Source organism: Pseudomonas sp. TE12508, assembly GCF_056279485.1.
Genome location: NZ_JBWCCN010000003.1, coordinates 28,418 through 49,149 on the forward strand (window position 1 = coordinate 28,418; position 20,732 = coordinate 49,149).

Below are 20,732 nucleotides of genomic sequence, written 5' to 3' on the forward strand. Positions count from 1 at the left end.
GCCCGGTACAATCCGGGCCTTGTTGTCTTCACGTTTCTAGTTTCTAGACAGGATCACTATGCCGGCTTCATTCGTTCATCTACGCCTGCACACTGAATATTCCCTGGTCGACGGTCTGGTGCGGATCAAACCGCTGGTCAAGACCCTGGTCGGCATGAACATGCCTGCCGTGGCGGTCACTGACCAGAACAACATGTGTTCCCTGGTCAAATTCTATAAAGCTGCCATGGGTGCGGGGATCAAGCCGATCTGCGGCGCCGACCTGTGGCTGTCGAACAAGGATCCGGACAACTCCTTGAGCCGGATCAGCCTGTTGGCGATGAATGCGGTGGGTTATCGCAACCTCACCGAGCTGATCTCCCGTGGCTTCATCGACGGCCAGCGCAATGGGTCGGTGATCATCGAGCGCGAGTGGGTGGCTGAAGCCAGCGAAGGCTTGATCATGCTGTCGGCGGCGAAAGAGGGCGAGATCGGCCTGGCCATGCTCAGCGGCAACCCGGACGAAGCCGAAACCCTGGCTCGCGAGTGGATGGCGGTGTTCCCGGATCGCTTCTATCTGGAAGTCCAGCGCACCAGCCGCCCCAATGACGAAGAACAACTGCACGGCGCCGTGGCGCTGGCGGCGAAGATCGGCGCGCCGCTGGTGGCGACCAACGACGTGCGCTTCATCAAGCAGGAAGACTTCGAAGCCCACGAAACCCGCGTGTGCATCGGTGAGGGCCGCGCCCTCGACGATCCGCGGCGTTCGAAGAATTACAGTGATCAGCAATACCTCAAAAGCGCCGAGGAAATGGCCGAGCTGTTCAGCGACTTGCCCGAGGCGCTGGAAAACACCGTCGAGATCGCCAAGCGCTGCAACATCGACGTGAAGCTGGGCAAGCACTTCCTGCCCAACTTCCCGATTCCCGACGGCATGACCATCGACGAGTACTTCCGCAAGGTTTCCTTCGACGGTCTGGAAGAGCGCCTCACCGTTCTGCTGCCCAAGGACACCACTGAAGACTACGAAGCCAAGCGTCAGGTTTATGTCGACCGGTTGAATTTCGAGCTGGATATCATCATCCAGATGGGCTTCCCCGGTTACTTCCTGATCGTGATGGACTTTATCCAGTGGGCCAAGAGCAACGGCGTGCCGGTAGGTCCGGGTCGTGGGTCGGGTGCCGGGTCGCTGGTGGCCTATGTGCAGAAGATCACCGACCTCGACCCGCTGGAATATGACCTGCTGTTTGAACGTTTCCTTAACCCGGAACGGGTTTCCATGCCCGACTTCGACGTCGACTTCTGCATGGACGGCCGTGACCGCGTGATCGATTACGTGGCCGAAAAATACGGCCGTAACGCGGTTAGCCAGATCATCACCTTCGGTTCCATGGCGGCGAAAGCCGTGGTCCGTGACGTGGCGCGGGTGCAGGGCAAGTCCTACGGTTTGGCGGATCGTCTGTCGAAGATGATTCCGTTCGAAGTCGGCATGACCCTGGAAAAAGCCTACGAGCAGGAAGAAATCCTGCGCGACTTCATCAAGGTCGATGAGGAGGCTGCGGAAATCTGGGAAATGGCGCGCAAGCTTGAAGGCGTTGTGCGTAACGTCGGCAAACACGCCGGTGGTGTGGTAATCGCGCCGACCAAGCTGACCGACTTCTCGCCGATTTATTGCGACGAAGCGGGCGATGGCCTGGTAACCCAGTTCGACAAGGATGACGTTGAGGCGGCCGGTCTGGTTAAGTTCGACTTCCTGGGGCTGCGGACGCTAACGGTCATCGACTGGGCGCTGAAAACCATCAACCGCGATCGCGCCAAGGTCAACGAGCCGCCGCTGGATATCGCGTTCATTCCGCTGGACGACAAACCGACCTACACGCTGTTGCAAAAAGCTGAAACCACTGCGGTGTTCCAGCTCGAGTCGCGCGGCATGAAAGAGCTGATCAAAAAGCTCAAGCCCGACTGCCTGGAAGACTTGATCGCACTGGTGGCCCTGTTCCGTCCGGGCCCGTTGCAATCAGGCATGGTGGATGACTTCATCAACCGTAAGCACGGTCGCGCGGAGCTCGCGTACCCGCACTCGGATTACCAGTACGAGGGCCTCAAGCCAGTCCTGGCGCCGACTTACGGCATCATCCTGTATCAGGAACAGGTGATGCAGATTGCTCAGGTCATGGCCGGTTACACCCTTGGCGGTGCAGACATGCTGCGTCGAGCCATGGGTAAGAAAAAACCCGAAGAAATGGCCAAGCAACGTGGCGGTTTCATTGAAGGTTGCGCCACCAACAATATTGACGCCGACCTGGCCGGTAACATCTTCGACCTGGTAGAAAAGTTCGCCGGTTACGGCTTCAACAAATCCCACTCCGCCGCGTATGGCCTGGTGTCGTACCAGACCGCCTGGCTGAAAGCCCACTACCCGGCGCCGTTCATGGCCGCGGTGCTGTCGGCGGATATGCACAACACCGACAAGGTCGTGACCTTGATCGAAGAAATTCGCACCATGAAGCTGCGTCTCGACGCGCCGGATGTGAATACTTCGGAGTTCAAGTTCACGGTGAATGACGAAGGCCGCATTATTTATGGCCTCGGCGCAATCAAGGGGGTGGGCGAAGGGCCGGTGGAAGCGATCACCGAGGCGCGTCAGGACGGGCCGTTCAAGGATCTGTTCGATTTCTGCGCCCGTGTCGATCTCAAGCGGATCAACAAGCGCACCCTGGACGGTTTGATCCGCAGCGGCGCGCTGGATCGTCTGGGCCCGTATTTCCATGACGAACCAAAAGCCTATCAAGCCAGCATCGACCAGAACCGCGCGGTCTTGTTGAACGCGATGGAAGGGGCGATCAAGGCTGCCGAACAAACCGCTCGCACCCACGATAGTGGCCACGCCGACCTGTTTGGCGGCCTGTTCGTCGAGGAAGACGCCGACGTCTACGCCAATCATCGCAAGGCCAAGGAACTGACCCTCAAGGAACGGCTGAAAGGGGAGAAAGACACCCTGGGCCTGTACCTGACCGGTCACCCGATCGACGAATACGAAGGCGAGATCCGTCGCTTCGCCCGTCAGCGCATCATCGATCTGAAGCCGGCTCGCGATACCCAGACAGTCGCGGGCATGATCATCGCCCTGAGAGTGATGAAGAACAAAAAGGGCGACAAGATGGGTTTCATTACCCTCGACGATCGCTCCGGCCGGATCGAAGCCTCGCTGTTCGCCGACGCCTTCCACTCCGCGCAGTCGCTGTTGCAGACCGACGCGATGGTGGTGGTCGAAGGCGAAGTCAGCAATGACGACTTCTCTGGCGGCCTGCGGCTGCGGGTCAAGCGCGTGATGAGCATGGAAGATGCGCGCACCAACCTGGCCGAAAGCCTGCGCCTGAAATTGCACACCAAGGATTTGAAGGGCGATCAGCTACGCTGGCTGGGTGAGCTGTTCAAGCGCCACCGCGGCGCGTGCCCGATCACCATGGAGTACACCAGTCCCGATGCGAAGGCCTTGTTGCAGTTCGGCGAGACCTGGCGGATCGATCCGGCGGATGCCTTGATTCAAGCCCTGCGTGACCAGTTCGGGCGAGACAACGTCTTCCTCCAATACCGTTGACGGTCAGGTGCCATTCTTTACCATTAGAGCGCGCCTGATCCCGACCCGAATTTTTAATCTCGACCTGAACGCGCCTGTCCCTTAAGGTAGGGCGCGAATAGACAACCGGCCGGCCCAAGCTCTCTTGGAAGGTCGACCCAAGACGGACGCCTATGAACCCGAATTTTCTAGATTTCGAACAGCCGATCGCCGACCTGCAAGCCAAGATCGAAGAGTTGCGCTTGGTCGGTAATGACAATTCGCTGAATATCGGCGATGAGATCTCCCGCCTGCAGGACAAGAGCAGTACGCTGACCGAAGACATCTTCGGCAAGCTGACCAGCTGGCAGATCGCACGTCTGGCGCGTCACCCGAAACGTCCGTACACCCTGGACTACATCGAACACATCTTCACCGAGTTCGACGAACTGCACGGCGACCGTCACTTCTCCGACGACGCTGCCATCGTAGGTGGTGTTGCCCGTCTGGATGATCAGCCGGTGATGATCATCGGTCACCAGAAAGGCCGCGAAGTGCGCGAGAAGGTTCGTCGCAACTTCGGCATGCCGCGTCCGGAGGGCTACCGCAAGGCGTGCCGTCTGATGGAAATGGCCGAGCGTTTCAAAATGCCGATCCTGACCTTCATCGACACCCCGGGTGCTTACCCAGGCATCGACGCCGAAGAGCGCAACCAGAGCGAAGCAATTGCCTGGAACCTGCGCGTCATGGCTCGCCTGAAAACCCCAATCATTGCCACCGTGATCGGTGAAGGTGGTTCCGGTGGTGCATTGGCGATCGGCGTCTGCGATCAGCTGAACATGCTGCAGTACTCGACCTACGCGGTGATTTCGCCGGAAGGTTGCGCTTCGATTCTGTGGAAAACTTCCGAGAAGGCTCCGGATGCTGCTGAAGCCATGGGCATTACTGCCGAGCGTCTGAAGGGCCTGGGCATTGTCGATAAAGTGATCGGCGAGCCATTGGGCGGCGCTCATCGTGATCCGGCCGCTGCGGCTGCCTCGATCCGCGCCGAGCTGAGCTCGCAACTGGCGATGTTGAAGAAGTTCGATAACAAGGCGCTGTTGGCCCGTCGTTACGAGCGTCTGATGAGCTACGGTCTCTGATCTGACGCAGATTCGGCTGACAATAGAAAAAACTGTGGGAGCGGGCTTGCCCGCGAAAGCGATGTAACATTCAACGAATTTGTTGGCTGTTCCGCCGCCTTCGCGAGTAAGCCCGCTCCCACATTTGATTTGTGCGAAGTGATCGATATGAGTCAGCCCACGATTGATTTGCCTGCCAGACTCCTGCTGAAACTTGCACCGTGGCGCAACGCCACAACCTGGCGCATCGCCTTCTCCGGTGGTCTCGACTCCACCGTCCTGCTGCACCTACTCGCCCATCTCGCAAAAACCCAATCCCTGCCGACGCTGACCGCCATCCATGTCCACCACGGCCTTCAGACTGCGGCTGATGCGTGGCCGGAACATTGTCAGTCGGTCTGTGATGCGTTGGGGGTGCCGCTAGAAGTCGTGCGCGTTCAGGTTGAACCCGGCGCCAGCCTTGAGCGTGCGGCGCGGGATGCGCGTTATGGCGCCTTCATCGCGGCGACTCACGTCGGTGACGTGCTGCTCACGGGCCAACACCGCGACGATCAGGCGGAAACCCTGTTGTTTCGGCTGATGCGTGGGGCAGGGGTGAGAGGGTTGTCGGGAATGCCGAGCGAGCGTCCTTTGGGTCGGGGGCATCTGTTGCGGCCGTTGCTCGACGTAACGCGTGCCGAGCTTGAGGCCTACGCGACTGAATATCAGTTGGGCTGGATCGAGGATCCGTCGAACCAGGACCGCCAGTTCTCGCGCAATTATCTGCGTCATCAGGTGTTCCCTGTGTTGACTGCGCGCTGGCCGCAAGCGGTGGCGACCATGGCACGCAGCGCTGCGCATCTGAGCGAAGCGCAAGAACTGCTCGACGAATTGGCGCAAATCGATCTGGCCCGTGCCACCACGGTCAGCGATTTCGATTGGCTGGGTTTGCCGTCGCTGGCGCTGGCACCACTGGAAAAACTGTCTGATGCGCGTCAGCGCAATGCGCTAAGTCATTGGCTCAAACCGCTGACGACTTTGCCGGACAGTGACCATTGGTCGGGTTGGGAAAATTTTCGTGATGCGACCGGCGATGCGCGTCCGGTCTGGCGGCTGGCGGCGGGTGAATTGCATCGCGCGGGTAGGCGTGTCTGGTGGTTGTCGGGTGGCTGGCTGCGCACTCCGCCATCCCCGGTGTCTTGGGCTGATCCCTCGGTATCACTGGCGTTGCCGGATAACGGTGTACTCACGTTCACCGGTCAGATCCCCGTTGGCCCGCTGCAGATCCGCTATCGTGAGGGAGGCGAGGTGATGAACCTGCCCGATCGCGGCCACCGTGACCTGAAGCGTTTACTCAACGAACGCGGTGTGCCGGGCTTCGCCCGTGGCAGATTGCCGCTGGTCTACAGAGGCCCGCAATTGCTGGCGGTGGCGAACCTGCGGGGGCTAAATGGCGGTGAGCAAAGTGGCTGGCATTTGCATTGGCAGCCGCAGATCGAAGATCAAGGTTTGAGCTGAAAGGGGCTTTCCGGTAGACTACGCTCCCTTCTTGATACAACTTCTGTGGATTCGCCTGAATCGCAGGAGTTGCCGATTACCAAGCAGTCTTTGCTGGGCGATTCCAAAAAATGTGTAGCGAGCAACCTTCCGGTGTTTCATCTACCGGTCTGTCCCAACGCGGCGGTTTTTTTGAAAGATGCACTGTGATTAATGCAGGTGATCGGGGGCTTCGGCCTTCCTTCGCTTTCCCCGGCGGCTCGGACCGCTTTAACGCAGACTTCTAGGGTTTTTCATGACGCGCTACATATTCGTCACGGGCGGTGTTGTTTCTTCATTGGGGAAAGGCATTGCCTCGGCTTCATTGGCGGCCATCCTGGAGGCGCGGGGACTTAAGGTCACCATGCTGAAGCTGGACCCGTACATCAACGTTGACCCGGGCACCATGAGCCCGTTCCAGCACGGTGAAGTGTTCGTCACCCACGACGGCGCCGAGACCGACCTGGACCTGGGCCACTATGAGCGGTTCATCCGCACGACCATGACCCAGAACAACAACTTCACCACCGGCCGTGTCTACGAACACGTCCTGCGCAAAGAGCGCCGTGGTGATTACCTGGGCGCAACCATTCAGGTGATCCCGCACATCACCGACGAAATCAAGCGCCGGATCATCAAGGGCGCCGGCGATGCCGACGTGGCCATGGTCGAGATCGGTGGCACCGTGGGTGACATCGAATCGCAACCGTTCCTCGAAGCGATCCGTCAATTGCGTTTCGAAGTCGGCGCCAAGCGCGCGATGCTGATGCACCTGACGCTGGTGCCGTACATCGCCACTGCTGGCGAAACCAAAACCAAGCCGACGCAGCACTCGGTCAAGGAACTGCGTTCCATTGGCCTGCAGCCAGACGTGCTGGTGTGCCGTTCCGATCACCCGATCGACATCTCTTCGCGTCGCAAGATCGCCCAGTTCACCAACGTTGAAGAACGTGCGGTGATCGCGCTGGAAGACGCCGACACCATCTACAAGATCCCGGGCATCCTGCACTCCCAGGGCCTGGATGATTTCGTCGTCGAGCGTTTCGGCTTGCAATGCGACAGCGCCGATCTGTCCGAGTGGGAAGCGGTGGTAGATGCCAAGCTCAACCCGGAGCACGAAGTCACCATCGCGATGGTCGGCAAGTACATGGAACTGCTGGACGCCTACAAGTCGCTGATCGAAGCGATGAGTCACGCCGGCATCAGCAACCGCACCAAGGTCAACCTGCGCTACATCGATTCCGAAGACATCGAAAACCAGGGCACCGCGCTGCTGGAAGGCGTCGACGCGATTCTGGTTCCGGGCGGCTTTGGTCTGCGTGGCGTTGAAGGCAAGATCACTGCCGTTCAATACGCTCGTGAAAACAAGATTCCATACCTGGGTATCTGCCTGGGCATGCAAGTGGCCGTTATCGAGTTCGCTCGTAACGTCATGGGCTGGAAAGACGCCAACTCCACCGAGTTCGATCGCACCAGCGGTCACCCGGTGGTGGGTCTGATCACCGAGTGGGAAGATGCCACCGGCGCAGTCGAAACCCGTACCGAAACCTCCGATCTGGGTGGCACCATGCGCCTCGGCGCTCAGGATTGCCTGCTTGAGCCAGGCTCCCTGGTGCACGATTGCTATGCAAAGGACGTGATCGTCGAGCGTCACCGTCATCGCTACGAAGTGAACAACAACCTGCTGCCGCAAATCATCGAGGCCGGTCTGAAAATCTCCGGTCGTTCCGGTGATGGCGCGCTGGTTGAAGTGGTCGAAGCACCGGATCATCCATGGTTCGTCGCTTGCCAGTTCCACCCTGAGTTCACCTCGACACCGCGCGACGGTCACCCGTTGTTCAGCGGCTTCGTCAAAGCCGCTTTGGCCCAACACCAGAAGAAGGCGTAAACCAGATGGCACAGAAGATCATCCGCGTAGGCAACATCGAAATTGCCAACGACAAGCCAATGGTGCTGTTCGGTGGCATGAACGTGCTGGAAAGCCGCGACATGGCGATGCAGGTCTGCGAAGAGTACGTAAAGGTCACCGAAAAACTCGGTATCCCTTACGTGTTCAAGGCCAGTTTCGACAAGGCGAACCGTTCTTCTGTAACTTCTTACCGTGGCCCCGGCCTGGAAGAGGGCATGCGGATTTTCCAGGACATCAAGCAAGCCTTTGGTGTGCCGGTCATCACCGACGTCCACGAGCCTGATCAGGCCGCGGTCGTCGCTGAAGTCTGCGACATCATCCAGTTGCCGGCCTTCCTGTCGCGCCAGACCGACCTCGTGGTCGCTATGGCCAAGACCGGCGCGGTGATCAACATCAAGAAAGCCCAGTTCCTCGCGCCTCAGGAAATGAAACACATCCTGAACAAATGCGTAGAAGCCGGTAACGATCAGTTGATCCTCTGCGAGCGTGGTTCGAGCTTCGGCTACAACAACCTGGTCGTCGACATGCTTGGCTTCGGCATCATGAAGCAGTTCGAATACCCGGTGTTCTTCGACGTGACCCACGCGCTGCAAATGCCTGGCGGTCGCTCCGATTCAGCCGGCGGTCGTCGTGCCCAGGTCACCGACCTGGCCAAGGCAGGCATGAGCCAGTCGCTGGCCGGTCTGTTCCTCGAAGCGCACCCGGACCCGGACAACGCCAAATGCGACGGCCCTTGCGCCTTGCGCCTGGACAAACTGGAACCCTTCCTGGCCCAGCTCAAGGCACTGGACGAATTGGTTAAAAGTTTTCCGACAGTAGAAACCGCGTAAACCCCGATTCTCCGGTAAAGTACTGCACGGTTTAACGCTCAGGCCCTCGGGCTTGAGCCTTATCGTCCGCAAGCCTGCCCCCTGTCTGTCACTTGCCGACGATAAAGATTTCCTTCAGCTGCGTCGTTTTCGTCAACTTTGGAGTGTTCACAACAATGGCAAAAATCGTCGACATCAAAGGTCGTGAAGTTCTCGACTCCCGTGGCAATCCCACTGTGGAAGCAGATGTGCTTCTCGATAACGGCATCATCGGCAGCGCTTGCGCGCCATCCGGTGCTTCCACTGGCTCGCGTGAAGCACTCGAGCTGCGTGATGGCGACAAGAGCCGTTACTTGGGCAAAGGCGTTCTGAAAGCCGTCGCCAACATCAACGGTCCGATCCGCGATCTGTTGCTGGGTACAGACCCAAGCGACCAGAAAGCGCTGGATCACGCGATGATCAAGCTGGACGGCACCGAAAACAAAGCGACCCTGGGCGCCAACGCGATCCTCGCCGTTTCCCTGGCCGCGGCCAAGGCAGCAGCTCAGGACCAGGACCTGCCGCTGTACGCTCACATCGCCAACCTGAACGGCACCCCGGGTGTTTACTCGATGCCGGTTCCGATGATGAACATCATCAACGGTGGCGAGCACGCCGATAACAACGTCGACATCCAGGAATTCATGGTTCAGCCAGTCGGCGCCAAGTCTTTCTCGGAAGGTCTGCGTATGGGCACCGAGATTTTCCATCACCTCAAAGCTGTACTGAAGGCTCGTGGCCTGAGCACTGCCGTTGGTGATGAAGGTGGTTTCGCGCCGAACCTGGCCTCCAACGAAGACGCTTTGAAAGTGATCTCCGAAGCCGTGGCCAACGCTGGTTACAAGCTGGGTACCGACGTGACCCTGGCCCTGGACTGCGCGGCCAGCGAATTCTACGAAGACGGCAAGTACAACCTCTCCGGCGAAGGCCAGGTGTTCACCGCTGAAGGTTTCGCCGATTACCTGAAAGGTCTGACCGAGCGTTACCCGATCATCTCCATCGAAGACGGTCTGGACGAGTCCGACTGGGCGGGCTGGAAAATCCTCACCGACAAAATCGGCGAGAAGACTCAGCTGGTGGGCGACGACCTGTTCGTAACCAACACCAAGATCCTGAAAGAAGGCATCGATAAAAAGATCGCCAACTCGATCCTGATCAAGTTCAACCAGATCGGCACCCTGACCGAAACCCTGGAAGCGATCCAGATGGCCAAGGCCGCTGGTTACACCGCCGTCATCTCGCACCGCTCCGGCGAAACCGAAGATTCGACCATTGCCGACCTGGCTGTGGGCACTGCGGCTGGCCAGATCAAGACCGGCTCCCTGTGCCGTTCCGACCGTGTTTCCAAGTACAACCAACTGCTGCGTATCGAAGAGCAGTTGAATGGCAAAGCCAAGTACAACGGTCGTAGCGAGTTTCGCGGCTGAATAGCAAAGAGTAAAAAAGACACCGGATTGTGTCGAAAAATCGCGACAGCGATGAATTTGCCACTAATCTGATGCCTTATTAGCACAAGCCTGGTTCTTCCAGGCTTCGTGCTATCAGAAGCTTCAAAGTTATGGCATGGCTGTCTTTTTTCACTGGATACCTGATATTCGATGCGCAGTCCCAATTGGTTGTTTCTCGTCTTGCTCTTGCTGCTGGCCGGCCTGCAGTACCGCCTGTGGGTGGGTAATGGCAGTCTGGCGCAAGTGGCCGAGCTGAAGCAGCAGATTGCGGATCAACACGCCGAGAACGAGGCGTTGCTGGAGCGCAATCGGGTGATGGACGCCGAAGTCAGCGAATTGAAAAAGGGCATGGAGACCGTTGAAGAACGGGCTCGTCATGAGTTGGGCATGGTCAAGGACGGTGAAACCCTTTACCAGTTGGCCCAATGATGAATTCGTTACCGGCCTTCTGGGCCGTGATTCCTGCCGCGGGCGTTGGTGCCCGTATGGCCGCGGACCGTCCCAAGCAATACTTGCAACTGGGCGGGCGCACTATTCTCGAACACAGCCTCGGCTGTTTCCTCGATCATCCTGCCCTGAAGGGGTTGGTGGTCAGTCTTGCTATCGATGATCCTTACTGGCCGAACCTGGCATGTGCTGGCGATCCGCGTATTCAGCGGGTCGAAGGTGGCGCAGAGCGCTCCGGGTCGGTACTCAATGCCTTGCTACATTTGCATGCCCAAGGCGCTGACGATGAGGATTGGGTGTTGGTGCACGATGCTGCACGACCGAATCTGGCGCGTGATGATCTCGATAAATTGCTCAGTGAGCTGGCTGATGATCCGGTTGGCGGTCTATTGGCGGTGCCTGCGCGCGACACCCTCAAGCGGGTCGACAAGCATGGGCGCGTGCTGGAAACGGTGGATCGCAGCGTGATCTGGCAGGCCTATACGCCGCAGATGTTTCGCCTTGGCGCGTTGCATCGGGCATTGGCCGATAGTCTGGTGGCCGACGTTGTCATCACCGATGAAGCTTCGGCCATGGAATGGGCGGGTTTGGCGCCGCGCCTGATTGAAGGGCGATCCGATAACATCAAAGTCACTCGCCCCGAAGACCTTGAATGGTTGCGCCAGCGATGGGCTAACCGTCGCTAAGCCCGAGTCGCGCCTTTCGCGAGCAAGCCCGCTCCCACATTTGATCTCCGTCGGTTACGTGTTTGGGGTATGAAACAGAACCAATGTGGGAGCGGGCTTGCTCGCGAAAGCGGTGGTCCAGTCAACGAATCTATCGCTGAATGCATTGGCAGGTCTAACCACGATACTCCGGCCGTTCAGCCAACCCTTCCTTCAAGTAGTCCACCAACTTGCGCACCTTCGGCGACAGATGCCGTTGCTGCGGATAAAGCGCCCACACGGCGGTGTTCGGCGGCTGATGGGCTTCCAGCAGCGAAATCAATTCGCCGTTTTTCAGGTATTCCAGCACGTAGTAATCCGGTAACTGACACAACCCAACCCCTTGTAATGCGGCATCCAGCACTGCCTGCCCACTGTTGCAGCGCCAGTTTCCCTGTACTCGCTGGGAAAATTCCCGCCCGTTCTGTTCCAGTTGCCAGATATCCGAACTGCCAATAAGGCAGTTATGACGACTCAGTTCCGACAAGCTGTGTGGGCGTCCATACCGTTCCAGGTAGGACGGTGAGGCGCACAGGTACATGCGCCGTGGTGCCAGGCGCGTCGCGACCAACCTGGAATCCTGCAAGCGGCCGAGGCGGATGGCCAGGTCCAGCCCTTCATGCACCAGATCGAGCGGGCGATTGCTCAGCTCGATGTCGACGCGCAGTTGTGGATACAGCCCCATGAAGCGCGTCACCAGCGGCACGATGAATCGTTCGCCGTAGGCCACGGCACAGGTCATGCGCAGCATGCCCTTGGGTTCGCTGGTCAGGTCGCCGACAGCGCGCAAGGCTTCTTCGCGACCGTCCTGCAAACGCTGACAATGTTGCAAAAAGGTTTGCCCGGCCTCGGTCAGCGTGACTCGGCGGGTGCTGCGATAGAGCAAACGGGTTTGCAGGCGCTCTTCCAGCCGTACGATTTGGCGACTGATATGAGAAGAAGACACCCCAAGGCGTTCGGCCGCGGCAGTGAATTGGCTGCACTCAGCGACGGCGACGAACTCATCGATGCCTTCCCAGCGGTTTTCGGACATCAGGATTATCCCTGTGTGGCAATAATGTTTTGCTTTTGTCCTGATTATTCATCGTAAGCCGCTGTATTACACTCCTTGTCTTGTTTTTATTCACTGGAGAGTCAGCATGATCAAGTCGCGCGCCGCCGTTGCCTTCGAGGCCAAGAAACCCCTCGAGATCGTTGAAGTCGATGTCGCCATGCCCAAGGCTGGGGAAGTTCTGCTGCGCGTCGTCGCCTCCGGTGTTTGCCATACCGATGCCTACACCCTCTCGGGCGCTGACCCGGAAGGTATCTTCCCGTCGATCCTGGGTCATGAAGGTGGCGCGGTGGTCGAAGCGATTGGCGAGGGCGTGACTTCGGTCGCGGTCGGCGACCATGTGATCCCGCTGTACACCCCGGAATGCGGCAAGTGCAAATTCTGTCTGTCGGGCAAAACCAACCTCTGCCAGGCAATTCGTGCGACGCAGGGTAAAGGCCTGATGCCGGATGGCACTTCTCGTTTTTCCTACAAGGGCGAAACGATTTTCCACTACATGGGTACCTCGACTTTTTCCGAGTACACCGTGCTGCCGGAAATCTCCGTCGCCAAAATTCCTAAAGAAGCACCCTTGGAAAAAGTGTGCCTGCTGGGTTGTGGCGTCACCACAGGCATCGGCGCGGTAATCAACACCGCCAAGGTCAAACCGGGTGACACCGTCGCCATTTTCGGTCTGGGTGGCATCGGTCTGTCGGCTGTGATTGGCGCGGTCAAAGCGAAGGCTGGGCGGATCATCGCCATCGACATCAATCCGGCCAAGTTCGAGATCGCCAAGCAATTGGGCGCTACCGATTGTGTAAACCCGAAAGACTTCGATCGTCCGATTCAGGAAGTGATCGTCGACATGACTGATGGCGGCGTCGACTTTTCCTTCGAATGCATCGGAAACGTCCAGTTGATGCGTGCTGCACTTGAGTGCTGCCACAAAGGTTGGGGGGAGTCGGTAATCATCGGCGTGGCCGGCGCCGGTCAGGAAATCTCTACCCGTCCGTTCCAGTTGGTGACCGGTCGAGTCTGGCGCGGTTCGGCGTTTGGTGGTGTGCGCGGGCGTACCGAGTTGCCGAGCTATGTCGAAATGGCCCAGACCGGCGAGATCCCGCTGGATACCTTCATCACCCACACGATGGGCCTCGAAGATATCAACAAGGCGTTTGACCTGATGCATGAAGGCAAGAGCATCCGTTCCGTCATTCATTTCTGAGGTCGGTCATGAGCCTGGAAAATATCTCCTGTCAGAAAAGCTTCGGCGGCTGGCACAAGCGCTATCGGCACCGCTCCGACGTGCTCGGTTGCGACATGGTGTTTGCCGTGTACTTGCCGCCGCAAGCGGAGCAGGGCGGTAAGCTGCCGGTGCTGTACTGGTTGTCCGGCCTGACCTGCACCGACGAGAACTTCATGCAAAAGGCCGGCGCCATGCGCATGGCCGCCGAGCTGGGGCTGATCATCGTCGCACCGGATACCAGCCCACGCGGCCCAGATGTGCCGGGTGACCCGGATGGCGCCTGGGACTTCGGTCTCGGTGCCGGATTTTATCTGAATGCTACGCAGGAACCGTGGTCCCGGCACTATCGGATGCATGACTATGTCGTGCAGGAATTGCCGGCATTGGTCGAAGCGCATTTTCCGGCATCGGACAAGCGTGGCATCAGCGGTCACTCCATGGGTGGCCACGGTGCGCTGGTCTGCGCGTTGCGCAATCCGGGGCGTTATCTATCGGTGTCGGCGTTCTCGCCGATCAACAATCCAATTGATTGCCCTTGGGGCCAGAAAGCCTTTTCCCGTTACTTGGGCGAAGACCGTTCGAAGTGGCGCGAGTGGGATGCCTGTGTGTTGATCGCCGAGGCGGAAGAGAAATTGCCACTGCTGGTCGATCAAGGTGATCGCGATGATTTCCTGGCCACCCAGCTCAAGCCTGACGCCTTGCAACAGGCCGCCAAACTGGCGGGGCATCCGCTGACGTTGCGTCTGCAGCCGGGCTACGACCACAGTTATTTCTTCATCGCCAGCTTCATTGACGACCACCTGCAACATCATGCGCGCGCGCTAAGCGCCTAATGTCCGACAAAGCAGGTAGAATCACGCCCTGACAAAAATCGGGGCGTTTTTTTATGCGTATTGGCCACGGCTATGATGTGCACCGTTTCGCTGAAGGCGATTTCATCACTCTGGGCGGCGTGCGGATTGCACACAGCTTCGGGCTGCTCGCCCATTCCGACGGCGACGTCCTGCTGCACGCCTTGAGCGACGCGTTGCTCGGCGCTGCCGCGCTGGGTGATATAGGCAAGCATTTTCCGGACACCGACCCGCAATTCAAGGGCGCCGACAGCCGTGTGCTGTTGCGTCATGTTGTCGCGCTGATCCACGCCAAGGGCTGGAAAGTCGGCAACGTCGATAACACCATCGTCGCCCAGGCCCCGAAAATGGCCCCGCATATCGAATCGATGCGCGCGCTGATTGCCGCGGATCTTCAAGTTGAGTTGGATCAAGTGAACGTGAAAGCTACCACCACCGAAAAGCTTGGCTTCGTCGGTCGCGAAGAAGGCATTGCCGTGCACTCCGTTGCCTTGTTGCTGCGCGCATGAACGAGGCGCAATTGCTTGGCCCCCGGGCCTATGGTGAAGCCCTGGGCAGCGCGGTACTGAAAGCCACAGCAGAAGATTTCCAGGTCGACGAAGTCCTTGATATCCCCCTCAGTGGTGACGGCGAACACCTGTGGATCTGGGTGGAAAAGCGCGGTCTGAATACTGAAGAAGCGGCACGGCGCATCGCCAAGGCAGCGGGTGTGCCGTTGCGCACCGTCAGCTATGCCGGCCTCAAGGACCGTCAGGCGCTGACGCGCCAGTGGTTCAGTGTGCAACTGCCGGGCAAGGCTGATCCTGATCTGTCGGCGGCGGAAAACGACACGCTGAAAATCCTCAAGACCGGTCGGCATAAACGCAAACTGCAACGCGGTGCCCACTCGGCCAACGGCTTCACCTTGCGCTTGACCCAGTTCACCGGTGACAAGGCGGCTATCGAAGAGCGTCTGCAACTGATCGCCAAACAAGGTATTCCCAATTATTTCGGTGCCCAGCGATTCGGCTTTGATGGCGGCAACGTCGTCGACGCCCGTGCCTGGGCCGCGCGCAAGGCCCTGCCGGAGCAACGCAATGTGCGTTCGCGGCTGCTCTCCACCGCCCGTAGTTTTCTGTTCAATCAAGTGTTGGCGGCGCGCGTCGCCGATGGCACCTGGCAGCGCGCGCAGGTGGGTGATCTGCTGGCGTTCACCGACAGCCGCAGTTTCTTCCCGGCGGGTGAAGCCGAATGCAGCGATCCTCGTCTGGCGATTCTCGACCTGCACCCGACCGGCCCGCAGTGGGGCGAAGGTGACTCGCCGACGTCAGGCGCAGTCCATGAACTGGAGCAGGCAATCGCCGCGCGCGAAGCGGATCTGCGCGATTGGTTGATTAACGCCGGAATGAGCCACGAACGTCGCATCCTGCGGCTGCCCATTGGCGGGTTGACGTGGCATTATCCCGAGCCTGACATTCTGCAACTGGAATTCGTCCTGCCGGCCGGATGCTTCGCCACCGTATTGGTGCGTGAACTCGTCGATCTGGTGCCGGTGGGGCAGACGGACAGCCCATGCGTATTCTGATTTCTAACGACGATGGGGTAACCGCACCCGGTCTCGCCGCGCTTTATGCTGCGCTGGCGGATTACACCGAATGCGTGGTTATCGCCCCGGACCAGGACAAAAGCGGCGCCAGCAGCTCGCTGACGCTCGACCGTCCTTTGCACCCGCAAACCCTGGTGAACGGCTTTATCAGTCTTAACGGCACACCCACCGACTGCGTGCACCTGGGCCTTAACGGCTTGCTGGAGCTTGAGCCGGACATGGTGGTTTCCGGCATCAACCTGGGGGCCAACCTGGGGGATGATGTGCTGTATTCCGGCACTGTGGCGGCGGCCCTCGAGGGACGTTTCCTTGGGCGTCCTTCGTTTGCCTTTTCGCTCGTCTCACGGCAAGTAGAGAACCTTCCCACAGCCGCTTATTTTGCGCGCAAACTGGTAGAGGCTCACGCGGACCTTGATCTGCCACCGCGCACGGTACTGAACGTGAACATTCCCAACTTGCCGCTGGAGCACATCCGCGGTATCCAGCTGACCCGCCTCGGCCATCGCGCCCGCGCCGCGGCACCGATGAAAGTGGTCGACCCGCGTGGTAAATCCGGTTACTGGATCGCCGCGGCGGGGGACGCTGAAGATGGTGGCCCGGGTACCGATTTCCATGCGGTGATGCAAGGCTATGTTTCAATCACGCCACTGCAACTGGACCGCACCTTTAATGATGCCTTCAGAAGTCTCGATGGCTGGCTGGAGGGTCTGCGTTAATGTCTCGTGAACAAGACCATATTCTGCATCGCGGTATCGGGATGACCTCCCAACGGACCCGTGAGCGTCTGATTCAGCGCCTCTATGAAGAGGGAATATCCAACGCCAAGGTGCTGGAAGTCATCCGCCGCACCCCGCGTCACCTGTTCGTCGATGAGGCGCTGGCTCATCGCGCCTACGAAGATACAGCGTTGCCGATCGGGCATAACCAGACCATTTCCCAGCCTTATATGGTGGCTCGCATGAGCGAGTTGCTGCTGGAGGCCGGTCCGTTGGACAAGGTAATGGAAATCGGTACCGGTTCGGGTTACCAGACGGCCGTGCTGTCGCAATTGGTCGAGCGGGTTTTTTCCGTGGAGCGCATCAAGGTTCTGCAGGACCGGGCCAAGGAGCGCCTGGTGGAACTGAACCTGCGCAACGTGGTGTTTCGCTGGGGCGATGGTTGGGAAGGCTGGCCGGCATTGGCGCCTTACAACGGCATCATCGTCACCGCCGTGGCCACCGATGTGCCTCAGGCACTGCTCGATCAGTTGGCACCGGGTGGGCGACTGGTGATTCCGGTCGGCTCCGGTGAAGTTCAACAATTGATGTTGATCATCCGTGAGGAACAGGGCTTTTCCAGACGTGTTCTGGGGGCTGTGCGCTTTGTGCCATTGCTCAATGGGCCGTTGGCCTGAGCATTTGTTTAAGCACGCTGAATTCTCTTCGAATGCCCGGGTCTTACAGCGGCATCGATTGGTTAAACGCAATTCATCTTCAGGCAGCAAACGTGTGCGCGAAGCGAATCCGCTTCATTAAAGTTAAAGCCTGTTCGGCCCGTTATACTTGCGACATTTCGTGCCGGAGCACGGCAATCCATATTTTCAGCCACCACAAAGGGAGCGGCGGGTGAGTCTCACAGTCATTGCGCAGCGAATGGGTATAACGAGCTTTCAGCGTCTGGTGACTGGCCTTGTCTTGAGTACCTTGCTGGTCGGATGTTCCAGCACCAAATCAGGTAGTGCGAGCGTCGTCGATCGCAACAACGCGGTCGCCCAGCGTCCGGCCGTGACCACCGGCCAATATGTTGTCCGACCCAAGGACACTTTGTTCTCCATCGCTTTTCGCTACGGTTGGGACTACAAAGCCCTCGCAGCACGGAACAACATTCCTACGCCTTACACGATCCATCCGGGTCAGACGATTCGCTTCGACGGTCGCAGCGGTTCAACGCCGACGGCGGTAGTGAGTTCGTCCAGTTCCTCGCCTTCGTCGTCGAGTAAAACCACCGTAATTCGGCGCCAGGCAAATGGCGCTACAACCACTACAACAGTGCTTGCACCGTCCGTCGCCAACAAGCCGGCACCCGCTCCACTGCCTCCTGCCGGTCCGGCCCCGACGGGCTGGGGGTGGCCTTCTAATGGCATTCTGATTGGTAAATTCTCTTCAAACGGTAGTTTGAATAAAGGAATTGATATCGCCGGAGATTTGGGACAGCCTGTTTTAGCTGCGTCTGATGGGACGGTGGTATACGCCGGGAGTGGCTTAAGGGGCTACGGCGAATTAGTCATCATCAAACACAGCGATACCTACGTCAGTGCCTACGGACATAACCGCAGGCTGTTGGTTCGGGAGGGGCAGCAGGTCAAAGTCGGACAGACAATTGCCGAAATGGGGTCAACGGGTACAGACCGGGTGAAACTGCATTTTGAGATTCGCCGACAAGGTAAACCTGTAGATCCGCTGCAATTCCTGCCACGTCGTTGATTTGTTAGCCAGCCTGTTCCGTCACGTAGAGGGAACAGGCTCCAGCGTTGCCAGGGATCAAGGCGCCGCTTGAGCTTGAGGTCGAACTCACCAAAGGACTATAACAATGGCTCTCAGTAAAGAAGTGCCGGAGTTTGACATCGACGATGAGGTTCTCCTGATGGAGACCGGCATCGCCACGGATTCGATGTCGAATGATGAAGGGGATGCACCACCTTCCGTTCGTGCCAAATCCAAACACTCCGCTTCGCTTAAGCAACACAAGTACATCGATTACACACGGGCACTCGATGCCACTCAGCTGTACCTCAACGAAATCGGCTTTTCCCCATTGCTCTCCCCGGAGGAAGAAGTTCATTTTGCGCGCTTGTCGCAAAGTGGCGATCCGGCCGGGCGCAAGCGCATGATTGAAAGCAACCTGCGGCTGGTGGTGAAAATCGCCCGTCGTTACGTCAATCGTGGGCTGTCGCTGCTGGACCTGATCGAAGAGGGCAACCTCGGCCTGATCCGGGCAGTAGAAAAGTTCGATCCTGAACGCGGTTTCCGCTTTTCGACCTACGCCACCTGGTGGATTCGTCAGACCATCGAGCGCGCGATCATGAATCAGACCCGGACCATCCGGTTGCCGATCCATGTGGTCAAAGAGCTCAATGTGTACTTGCGGGCTGCACGGGAGCTGACTCAAAAGCTCGATCATGAACCCTCACCCGAAGAAATCGCCAACCTGCTGGAGAAACCGGTAGGCGAGGTCAAGCGCATGCTAGGCCTGAACGAGCGGGTTTCTTCGGTCGACGTCTCGCTGGGTCCGGATTCGGATAAAACCCTGCTGGACACCCTTACCGATGACCGCCCGACCGATCCATGCGAACTGTTGCAGGACGACGATCTGTCACAGAGCATCGATCAGTGGCTCTCGGAGCTGACCGACAAGCAACGCGAGGTGGTCATTCGCCGCTTCGGCTTGCGAGGTCACGAGAGCAGCACGCTTGAAGACGTAGGCCTGGAAATCGGCTTGACCCGGGAGCGGGTCAGGCAAATTCAGGTTGAAGGCCTCAAGCGTCTTCGGGAGATTCTCGAGAAAAACGGCCTGTCGAGTGAGTCGCTGTTCCAATAAGCAATTCGCTCAACCGGTAACAAATAGCCCCGACTGGTTTGGGGCTTTTTGTTGCCGGGAATATGAGAGGTGCGTTGTTTTTTGCACCACCTCAGGTTTGTAGTCTCGTGTTGTAAGTCTTTGCTTACTCTTTCGTAAGTGTTCGTTATTTTTACACCCTGGCAGTTGTCTATTTGACTTGCGGTATTCGTTTATGCCATTGATTTATATGATTATTTTTTTAGATTAACAGCGTGTGACAGACGCTTTCAGCGACAGAGGCCGATTGCTCTTAATGGGAAATTCTCTAGTATCTGAACTGTGTCGACGGATAGACACGCCCTTCAAGGAAGAGGGGAACGGACATCGCAGGAAGCGATTCATCAGGACGATGAAAAGGAACACAAGGAATAGGGAAAAAATGTGGGCGGGTCATACCGCCCCTTTTTTTTGCCTGCAGAAAAGCAAAAAGGCCCACAAGGGGCCTTTTCGAGAACACGGGGTAATCAGCGTTCGAGGTCTTTGATCTTGCCTTTGACGCCATCCCACTCTTCGGCATCGGGCAACGATTCTTTCTTCTCGGTGATGTTGGGCCAGATTTCCGCCAGCTCAACGTTCAGCTGAATGAATTGCTGCATATCTTCCGGAACTTCATCTTCGGAGAAGATGGCCACGGCAGGGCATTCTGGTTCGCACAGTGCGCAGTCGATGCACTCATCCGGGTGAATCACCAGGAAGTTCGGGCCTTCGTAAAAGCAGTCCACCGGACAGACTTCTACGCAGTCGGTGTACTTGCACTTGATGCAGTTGTCGGTGACGACGAAGGTCATTTCTAATTTTCTCCTCAGGCGGCGGCAGCGGAGCCCCTTCACGTTGGGGTCGCCAGGTTCGGGAGCGATAGTCTGCAGGTCAGGCTATTGGCCTGCAGCATCCCAAAC

18 protein-coding genes are annotated in these 20,732 nt (G+C 58.2%); 16 read left to right on the top strand and 2 right to left on the bottom strand.

Annotated features, from left to right (window positions below; translation table 11 throughout):
* Window positions 1-58 precede the first annotated feature (58 nt).
* The 8 genes from dnaE (at window position 59) to ispD (ending at window position 11,512) form a co-directional block, all read left to right on the top strand.
* On the top strand, window positions 59-3,580 hold the full coding sequence (gene dnaE, locus ACZ9IM_RS04430; RefSeq protein ID WP_008072672.1) for a DNA polymerase III subunit alpha: 3,522 nt from the start codon (window positions 59-61) through the stop codon (window positions 3,578-3,580).
* A gap of 152 nt (window positions 3,581-3,732) precedes the next feature.
* Entirely contained in the window at window positions 3,733-4,680 is a 948-nt protein-coding gene (locus tag ACZ9IM_RS04435) for an acetyl-CoA carboxylase carboxyltransferase subunit alpha (protein ID WP_007907168.1), read from the top strand.
* A 147-nt stretch (window positions 4,681-4,827) separates the two neighbouring features.
* A complete protein-coding gene (gene tilS, locus ACZ9IM_RS04440) occupies window positions 4,828-6,156 on the top strand; it encodes a tRNA lysidine(34) synthetase TilS (protein WP_476223452.1) in 1,329 nt (442 codons plus the stop codon).
* A 274-nt stretch (window positions 6,157-6,430) separates the two neighbouring features.
* Window positions 6,431-8,062, top strand: coding sequence for a CTP synthase (locus ACZ9IM_RS04445; protein WP_008072674.1), 1,632 nt, complete (start codon window positions 6,431-6,433; stop codon window positions 8,060-8,062).
* Between the two features lie 5 nt (window positions 8,063-8,067).
* Complete coding sequence (kdsA, locus tag ACZ9IM_RS04450; RefSeq protein ID WP_008072675.1) at window positions 8,068-8,913, top strand: 3-deoxy-8-phosphooctulonate synthase; 846 nt, start codon at window positions 8,068-8,070, stop codon at window positions 8,911-8,913.
* Window positions 8,914-9,068: 155 nt separating this feature from the next.
* Complete coding sequence (gene eno / locus ACZ9IM_RS04455; protein ID WP_008072676.1) at window positions 9,069-10,358, top strand: phosphopyruvate hydratase; 1,290 nt, start codon at window positions 9,069-9,071, stop codon at window positions 10,356-10,358.
* 171 nt (window positions 10,359-10,529) lie between these two features.
* Window positions 10,530-10,808: a cell division protein FtsB gene (gene ftsB, locus ACZ9IM_RS04460; protein ID WP_007907178.1), complete on the top strand. Its 279-nt coding sequence runs from the start codon at window positions 10,530-10,532 to the stop codon at window positions 10,806-10,808.
* Window positions 10,805-11,512 carry a 2-C-methyl-D-erythritol 4-phosphate cytidylyltransferase gene (ispD, locus tag ACZ9IM_RS04465; protein WP_427626117.1) on the top strand — a complete coding sequence of 236 codons (708 nt, stop codon included), beginning with the start codon at window positions 10,805-10,807 and terminating at the stop codon, window positions 11,510-11,512. The genes ftsB and ispD overlap by 4 nt, the downstream gene beginning before the upstream one ends.
* Before the next feature lie 154 nt (window positions 11,513-11,666).
* Here ispD and ACZ9IM_RS04470 read toward each other — a convergent pair whose 3' ends face one another.
* Window positions 11,667-12,563, bottom strand: coding sequence for a LysR substrate-binding domain-containing protein (locus ACZ9IM_RS04470; RefSeq protein WP_008072678.1), 897 nt, complete (start codon window positions 12,561-12,563; stop codon window positions 11,667-11,669).
* Window positions 12,564-12,669: 106 nt separating this feature from the next.
* Between ACZ9IM_RS04470 and ACZ9IM_RS04475 the strand changes: the two genes are divergently transcribed.
* The 8 genes from ACZ9IM_RS04475 to rpoS all read left to right on the top strand — a co-directional run bounded on the left by ACZ9IM_RS04475 (window position 12,670) and on the right by rpoS (window position 19,815).
* Window positions 12,670-13,782, top strand: coding sequence for an S-(hydroxymethyl)glutathione dehydrogenase/class III alcohol dehydrogenase (locus tag ACZ9IM_RS04475; RefSeq protein WP_007907184.1), 1,113 nt, complete (start codon window positions 12,670-12,672; stop codon window positions 13,780-13,782).
* A gap of 8 nt (window positions 13,783-13,790) precedes the next feature.
* On the top strand, window positions 13,791-14,636 hold the full coding sequence (fghA, locus tag ACZ9IM_RS04480) for an S-formylglutathione hydrolase (RefSeq protein ID WP_427626116.1): 846 nt from the start codon (window positions 13,791-13,793) through the stop codon (window positions 14,634-14,636).
* Window positions 14,637-14,689: 53 nt separating this feature from the next.
* Window positions 14,690-15,163, top strand: a complete 474-nt coding sequence (ispF, locus tag ACZ9IM_RS04485) for a 2-C-methyl-D-erythritol 2,4-cyclodiphosphate synthase (protein ID WP_038979164.1) — start codon at window positions 14,690-14,692, stop codon at window positions 15,161-15,163.
* A complete protein-coding gene (gene truD / locus ACZ9IM_RS04490; RefSeq protein ID WP_008072681.1) occupies window positions 15,160-16,218 on the top strand; it encodes a tRNA pseudouridine(13) synthase TruD in 1,059 nt (352 codons plus the stop codon). Before ispF ends, truD begins: the two co-directional genes overlap by 4 nt.
* A complete protein-coding gene (gene surE / locus ACZ9IM_RS04495; RefSeq protein ID WP_427626115.1) occupies window positions 16,206-16,955 on the top strand; it encodes a 5'/3'-nucleotidase SurE in 750 nt (249 codons plus the stop codon). Before truD ends, surE begins: the two co-directional genes overlap by 13 nt.
* A gap of 41 nt (window positions 16,956-16,996) precedes the next feature.
* Window positions 16,997-17,632, top strand: coding sequence for a protein-L-isoaspartate(D-aspartate) O-methyltransferase (locus ACZ9IM_RS04500; protein ID WP_177318845.1), 636 nt, complete (start codon window positions 16,997-16,999; stop codon window positions 17,630-17,632).
* A gap of 211 nt (window positions 17,633-17,843) precedes the next feature.
* Complete coding sequence (locus tag ACZ9IM_RS04505; RefSeq protein ID WP_218398415.1) at window positions 17,844-18,701, top strand: peptidoglycan DD-metalloendopeptidase family protein; 858 nt, start codon at window positions 17,844-17,846, stop codon at window positions 18,699-18,701.
* 106 nt (window positions 18,702-18,807) lie between these two features.
* On the top strand, window positions 18,808-19,815 hold the full coding sequence (gene rpoS, locus ACZ9IM_RS04510) for an RNA polymerase sigma factor RpoS (RefSeq protein ID WP_008072688.1): 1,008 nt from the start codon (window positions 18,808-18,810) through the stop codon (window positions 19,813-19,815).
* 485 nt (window positions 19,816-20,300) lie between these two features.
* On the opposite strand, the gene fdxA is transcribed toward rpoS, so the two are convergent.
* Complete coding sequence (fdxA, locus tag ACZ9IM_RS04515) at window positions 20,301-20,624, bottom strand: ferredoxin FdxA (protein ID WP_008154011.1); 324 nt, start codon at window positions 20,622-20,624, stop codon at window positions 20,301-20,303.
* Between the last annotated feature and the right edge of the window lie 108 nt (window positions 20,625-20,732).

Coding starts and splice junctions, on each gene's coding strand:
- dnaE (WP_008072672.1), top strand. CDS start 59: ATGCCGGCTTCATTCGTTCATCTACGCCTGCACACTGAATATTCCCTG.
- ACZ9IM_RS04435 (WP_007907168.1), top strand. CDS start 3,733: ATGAACCCGAATTTTCTAGATTTCGAACAGCCGATCGCCGACCTGCAA.
- tilS (WP_476223452.1), top strand. CDS start 4,828: ATGAGTCAGCCCACGATTGATTTGCCTGCCAGACTCCTGCTGAAACTT.
- ACZ9IM_RS04445 (WP_008072674.1), top strand. CDS start 6,431: ATGACGCGCTACATATTCGTCACGGGCGGTGTTGTTTCTTCATTGGGG.
- kdsA (WP_008072675.1), top strand. CDS start 8,068: ATGGCACAGAAGATCATCCGCGTAGGCAACATCGAAATTGCCAACGAC.
- eno (WP_008072676.1), top strand. CDS start 9,069: ATGGCAAAAATCGTCGACATCAAAGGTCGTGAAGTTCTCGACTCCCGT.
- ftsB (WP_007907178.1), top strand. CDS start 10,530: ATGCGCAGTCCCAATTGGTTGTTTCTCGTCTTGCTCTTGCTGCTGGCC.
- ispD (WP_427626117.1), top strand. CDS start 10,805: ATGATGAATTCGTTACCGGCCTTCTGGGCCGTGATTCCTGCCGCGGGC.
- ACZ9IM_RS04470 (WP_008072678.1), bottom strand. CDS start 12,563: ATGTCCGAAAACCGCTGGGAAGGCATCGATGAGTTCGTCGCCGTCGCT.
- ACZ9IM_RS04475 (WP_007907184.1), top strand. CDS start 12,670: ATGATCAAGTCGCGCGCCGCCGTTGCCTTCGAGGCCAAGAAACCCCTC.
- fghA (WP_427626116.1), top strand. CDS start 13,791: ATGAGCCTGGAAAATATCTCCTGTCAGAAAAGCTTCGGCGGCTGGCAC.
- ispF (WP_038979164.1), top strand. CDS start 14,690: ATGCGTATTGGCCACGGCTATGATGTGCACCGTTTCGCTGAAGGCGAT.
- truD (WP_008072681.1), top strand. CDS start 15,160: ATGAACGAGGCGCAATTGCTTGGCCCCCGGGCCTATGGTGAAGCCCTG.
- surE (WP_427626115.1), top strand. CDS start 16,206: ATGCGTATTCTGATTTCTAACGACGATGGGGTAACCGCACCCGGTCTC.
- ACZ9IM_RS04500 (WP_177318845.1), top strand. CDS start 16,997: ATGACCTCCCAACGGACCCGTGAGCGTCTGATTCAGCGCCTCTATGAA.
- rpoS (WP_008072688.1), top strand. CDS start 18,808: ATGGCTCTCAGTAAAGAAGTGCCGGAGTTTGACATCGACGATGAGGTT.
- fdxA (WP_008154011.1), bottom strand. CDS start 20,624: ATGACCTTCGTCGTCACCGACAACTGCATCAAGTGCAAGTACACCGAC.